Genomic DNA, 6,154 nt, shown 5'->3' on the forward strand with positions numbered 1-6,154 from the left:
TCGACCGGCTTCGGCGTCAGGGGTTCCCGCCGCTGTCCACGCGGGACGGGCTGGCGCTGCTGGATACCGCTTTGCAGGTCAACGAGCCGGTCGCGGTGCCGGTCGCGCTGCGGACCGCGTCACTGGCCGGGGTGCGGGACAGTCTGCCGGGTGTGCTGAAGGCGCTCGTCCCGGCCGCCCCCCAACAGCGCCGCACCGCAGGCCAGTCCGCCACTGGCGGTGGCAGCGCGCTGGCCCGGCGTCTGCTCGGGCTGTCCGCGGATGAACAGGAACGCATGCTGCTGGATCTGGTGCACACGTCGGTCGCCGGGGTACTCGGACATGCCTCCGTCGCGGCAGTTGACCCGACCAGGGCGTTCAAGGATCTCGGTTTCGACTCCCTGACCGCTGTGGACCTGCGTAACCGGCTCAGCTCCGTCACTGACCTTCAGCTGCCGGCCACGATCGTCTTCGACCATCCCACTCCTGCTTCCCTCGCCGGGTATCTGCGTGAGGAACTGCTCGGCGTGGTCGAGGAGCAGGCGGTGGAAGAGCGCCCGGCTGTGCGTGCGGGTGCCGTCGATGAGCCGATCGTGATCGTTGGCATGGGCTGCCGCTATCCGGGTGGTGTGACTTCGCCGGAGACGTTGTGGGAGCTGGTGGATTCCGGTGGTGACGGGATGTCGCCGCTGCCGGTGGACCGTGGCTGGGACACGCGGGCGCTGGACGACATCGCGGCTGTCGGTGGGTTCGTGGAGGATGCCACGGAGTTCGATGCGGAGCTGTTCGGGATCTCCCCGCGTGAGGCCCTTGCCATGGATCCGCAGCAGCGGCTGCTGCTGGAGACCTCGTGGGAGGCCCTGGAACGGGCGGGCATCGACCCGTTGTCCCTGCGCGGTTCCCAGACCGGCGTGTTCGCGGGTGTGTCGGCCAACGGCTACGCCAGTGGCCAGGAGGACGAACCGGATACGGAGACCGAGGGATATCTGCTCACCGGCAGCACGCCGAGCATCGCCTCGGGCCGGTTGTCGTACGTGCTGGGCCTGGAGGGCCCGGCGGTGTCGGTGGACACGGCGTGCTCGTCCGCGTCGGTCGCCCTGCACCTGGCGTGCCAGGCGCTGCGCGCGGGCGAATGCGACATGGCGCTCGCCGGAGGCGCGACCGTGATGGCCACGCCAGGCATATTCGTGGAGTTCTCGCGGCAGGGCGGGCTGGCCGGGGACGGCCGGTGCAAGTCCTTCGCGGACGCCGCGGACGGCACCGGATGGTCCGAGGGCGGCGGAATCCTCGTACTGGAGCGACTCTCCGACGCGCAACGCCTGGGGCATCCGGTGCTCGCGGTCGTGCGCGGGAGCGCGGTCAACCAGGACGGTGCTTCCAACGGTTTGACCGCGCCGAACGGCCCCTCCCAGCAGCGTGTCATCCGCCAGGCCCTGGCGAACGCGCGCCTGTCGACCTCCGAAGTGGACGCGGTGGAGGCCCACGGCACCGGTACCACGCTCGGCGACCCGATCGAGGCGCAGGCGCTGCTGGCGACGTACGGCCAGGGCCGTGACGGTCAGGATCCCCTGTGGCTGGGCTCGATCAAGTCGAACATCGGGCACAGCCAGGCCGCGGCCGGCGCGGCGAGCGTGATCAAGATGGTCATGGCGCTGCGGGCACAGCGACTGCCACGGACCCTGCATGTGGAAGAGCCTTCGTCCCACGTGGATTGGGAAGCCGGGGCGGTGAAGCTGCTCACCGAGGCCCGTGTCTGGCCGCGTGGTGAGCGGCCACGTCGGGCGGGTGTATCGTCGTTCGGCATCAGCGGGACCAACGCACACGTCATCATCGAGGAAGCGCCGACCGGTGATCCGGCTGTCGCTGCGGAGCCGGAGGGTTGGGACGGTCCGAACGAGCGGGAGGACCGGCCGTCGGCCGAGCTGCCGCTGGTCCCCTGGGTGCTGTCCGGCCGGAGCGAACAGGCGGTGCGGGCGCAGGCCGGGCGTCTGACCGCCTTCCTCGGCGCGTACGAGGAGCACTCCCCCGCCGCGGTCGATGTCGGAATGTCGCTGGCGACCACCCGCGCCGTGCTCGACCACCGCGCCGTAGTGCTGGGGCGCGACCGCGATGCGCTGCGCGTCAGGGCGGCGGCCTTCGCAGCCCCGACAGCTACCGATGCCACCAACGCCACCGATGGGGCCACCGACGCCACCGTGGTGTCCGGTGTGGTCGGCGACGGCCGGACGGCCTGGATGTTCACCGGCCAGGGCAGCCAGCGGCCCGGCATGGGCCGCGAGCTGTATGAACGGTTCCCGGCCTTCGCCAGGACCCTGGACGAGGTCTGCGACTGCCTCGACACAGAACTGGAAGGCACCGCCGCGTTCGAGGTGTCCGTGCGCGATGTGCTGTTCGCCGACGAGGGTTCCGCCGAGGCGGAGTGGCTGGACCAAACCGGCTACGCGCAGACCGCGCTCTTCGCCGTCCAGTCCGCGCTGGTGGACCTCCTGCGCTCCTGGGGAGTGCGCCCGGACGTGGTGCTGGGCCACTCGATCGGCGAACTGGCGGCCGCCTACGCCGCCGGGGTCTTCGAACTGGGCGACGCCGCCCGGCTGGTGGCGGGACGCGCCCGGTTGATGCAGGCGCTGCCCTCGGGCGGCGCGATGGCGGCGATCGAAGCCACCGAGACCGAGGTCGCCGGGATTCTGCACGGACTTCCCGACAGCGAGCGGGCGGCGGTCGCGGCGGTGAACGGGCCGACCGCGGTGGTGATCTCCGGTGACGAGGATGCGGTCGAGCAGGTGATGGACGCTGCGCGGGAGCGGGGCCGCCGGGTGTCGCGGCTGCGGGTCAGCCATGCGTTCCACTCGCCGTTGATGGAGCCGATGCTGGCGGAGTTCGCCGAGATCGCGGCGAGCGTCACGTACCGGCAACCGATTCTCCCAGCGGTCAGCACGGTCACCGGCGAGCCGGTCGGCGAAAAGGACTGGACGAACCCGGACTACTGGGTGGGCCAGGTCCGGCAGCCGGTCCGGTTCCATGACGCGATCGAGGCGACCACGGGCGGGCAGGGCGCCGGCCGACTGTTGGAGATCGGGCCCGACCCGGTCCTGACGGCACTGACCCGATCCGGAACCGACAGCGCGGACACCGCGTTTTCCGTGGCCGCATTGCGCGAGGGCCATGCCGAGCCCGAAACCGTGCTGACGGCGGTGGCCGAGCTGTTCGTACGCGGGGCCACGGTCGATTGGGCGGCGGTGTTCGCCGGGACCGGGGCCGAGCGGGTGGAACTGCCGACGTACGCGTTCCAGCGCCGGAGGTTCTGGCTGCGGGACCGCAAGACCCAGCGTGCGACCACAACCGAGGTGGGCCTCGGCGGTGCCGAAGCCGGGTTCTGGAATCTGGTTGAGCAGGGCGATGTGGCATCCCTTGCCGGCCAACTCGGCGTCGACGCGGGCACACCGCTGGACACCGTGCTGCCCATGCTGTCGACGTGGCGCAAGCGGCAGCAGGAGCAGTCGGCGCTGTCGGCTTGGCGCTACGGGGTGGTCTGGAAGCAGATGACCGTACCGAGTGCGGGCCGCCTGTCGGGGACCTGGCTGCTGGCAGTGCCGGAGCGGCTGACCGCCGCCCAGGACGGATTGGCCGAGCAGTGCGCACAGGCTCTGCGGGCGGGCGGCGCGGCTGAGGTCACCGTGCTGACCCTCGCCGCCACGACGAGCCGCGAAGCACTCGCCGACCGGATCCGCGCGACCTCGGCGGACGGTGTGGTGTCCCTATTGGCCTGGGCCGAAGCCGAAGCGCAAGAACCCGGCGACGGACCGGTGCCCATCGCGACCGCCACGACGCTGACGCTGGTGCAGGCATTGGCCGACGCCGAGGCCGGAGCACCCCTGTGGTGCCTGACCCACTCAGCGGTCTCCGTCGGAGCGGGCGAACGGTTGGCCAACCCCGCCCAGGCCCAGCTGTGGGGCCTGGGCAAGACGGTCGCCTTTGAACAGCCGCAGCGCTGGGGCGGCTTGGTCGACCTTCCCGAGGACATCGGGAAGCGGAGCCTGACCCGCCTGGTGTCCGTCCTCGCCGCGAGTCGCACGAACGGCCACACGAACGGCCACACGAACGGCTACGAGGACCAGGTCGCCATACGCTCCTCCGGTGTGTACGCGGCCCGGCTGACGCGCGACACCACACGGGGAGACGGCGACGGCTGGCAGCCGCACGGCACGGTCCTCATCACCGGCGGCACCGGCGCCCTGGGCGCGCATGTGGCACGTCGGCTGGCCTCGCGTGGCGCGGACCACCTCGTGCTGGTCTCCCGGCGTGGGGCACAGGCGCCGGGCGCGGCGGAACTGCGGCAGGAGCTGTGCGAACTCGGTGCGCGGGTCACCGTCACCGACTGCGACATCGCCGACCGACGGGCCCTCGCCGCCGTGCTGGACGGCATGCCCGAGGATGCGCCGCTGACCGGCGTCGTACACACCGCGGGAGTCCTGGACGACGGGGTGATCACCGAGCTGACGCCGGAGCGGCTGGCCGGTGTGCTGGCCGCGAAGGCGGATGCGGCGCGGCATCTGCACGAGCTGACGGCGGACCTGGAACTGGACGCCTTCGTGTTGTTCTCCTCCATCGCCGGAGTCCTGGGCAACGCGGGCCAATCCGCGTACGCGGCGGGCAACGCCCACCTCGACGCCCTCGCGCAACACCGACGCGGCCTGGGACTGCCCGCCACATCGGTGGCCTGGGGGCCGTGGGGCGGCGACGGGATGGCGGCCGACGAGGTGGCCGAGGAACGGTTCCGCCGCTCCGGCGTTCGCGTATTGGACCCGGAGCGGGCGGTGGCGGCCCTCGACCAGGTACTCGCCGACGGCCGGGCCTGCGCGACCGTCGCCGACGTGGACTGGGAACGCTTCGCGCCTTCGCTGACGCTCGCCCGGCCCAGCGCGCTCATCGCCGACCTGCCCGAGGCGGCCGCGGCGCTGACCGCGACCGCCGACGCCGACGCCGAGGGGGCCGGCGAGCTGACCCGGCGGCTGCGGGACCTGCCCGCGGCCGAGCGGGAGCAGTCGTTGCTGGATCTGGTGCAGACCCAGGTCGCTGTGGTGCTGGGGCACTCGTCCGCCGCCGCGATCGACGCGGACCGCGCGTTCAAGGACTTCGGCTTCGATTCCCTGACCGCGGTGGATCTGCGTAACCGGCTCACCGCGGCCACCGGACTGCGGTTGCCGACCACGCTCGTCTTCGACCACCCGACCCCGGCCTCGCTCGCGGGCTATCTGCGTGGCGAGCTGTTCCCGGACGACGGCGACGACGCGGATCCCGGTCTGGACGAGGAGCGGCTGCGGCGCGCGCTGGCGTCCGTACCCCTGGACCGATTCCGCGCGGCGGGACTGATGGACGCCCTGGTGCGGCTGGCCGCCTCCGGAGAGGACGAGCCGGAAGGGGCGGAGTCCGCGGAGGAGGGGGCGATCGCAGAGCTGGACGTCGACGATCTCGTACAACTGGCGCTCGGCGACGACGAACCCTTCGAACAGGATTGATCGGGGTCACAACAGATGAGTGCACCGTACGAAAAGGTCGTCCAGGCGCTCCGGAAGTCGCTGGAAGAGACCAACACGCTCAAGCAGCGGAACCAGCAGCTTCGCGCGGCCGCCAGCGAACCGATCGCGATTGTGGGTATGGGGTGTCGGTTTCCGGGTGGTGTGGTCTCTCCTGAGGGTTTGTGGGAGATGTTGGTTTCGGGTGGTGATGGGCTTTCGTCGTTCCCGGTGGACAGGGGTTGGGATCTGGAGGGGCTGTTCGATCCCGATCCGGGTCGTGCGGGGACGTCGTATGTGCGTGTGGGTGGGTTCGTCCGGGATGTGGCGGAGTTTGATGCGGAGTTGTTCGGGATTTCGCCGCGTGAGGCGTTGGCGATGGATCCGCAGCAGCGGTTGTTGTTGGAGACCTCGTGGGAGGCGTTGGAGCGGGCGGGTGTTGATCCGTTGTCGTTGCGTGGTTCGGCGACCGGGGTGTTCGTGGGGACCAATGGTCAGGATTATCTGCATACGTTGGGCGGCAGGCTGGACGGGGTCGAGGGTTTCGTGGGGACGGGGTCTGCGGCGAGTGTGATTTCTGGTCGTGTGGCTTATGCGTTGGGTCTGGAAGGGCCTGCGGTGACGGTGGATACGGCGTGTTCGTCGGCGTTGGTGGCGTTGCA

At 70.9% G+C, this 6,154-nt stretch carries 2 protein-coding genes; both read left to right on the top strand.

The features are described 5' to 3' along the window. Positions 1–5,495: type I polyketide synthase (locus ACH4SI_RS42015; RefSeq protein WP_398306358.1), on the top strand; the 5,495-nt coding region annotated here is incomplete at its 5' end. Between the two features lie 15 nt (positions 5,496–5,510). Further along, a partial coding sequence (locus tag ACH4SI_RS42020; RefSeq protein ID WP_398306361.1) for a beta-ketoacyl synthase N-terminal-like domain-containing protein occupies positions 5,511–6,154 on the top strand: 644 nt, incomplete at its 3' end.

Source organism: Streptomyces sp. NPDC021212 (assembly GCF_044332925.1).
Taxonomy (GTDB): domain Bacteria; phylum Actinomycetota; class Actinomycetes; order Streptomycetales; family Streptomycetaceae; genus Streptomyces.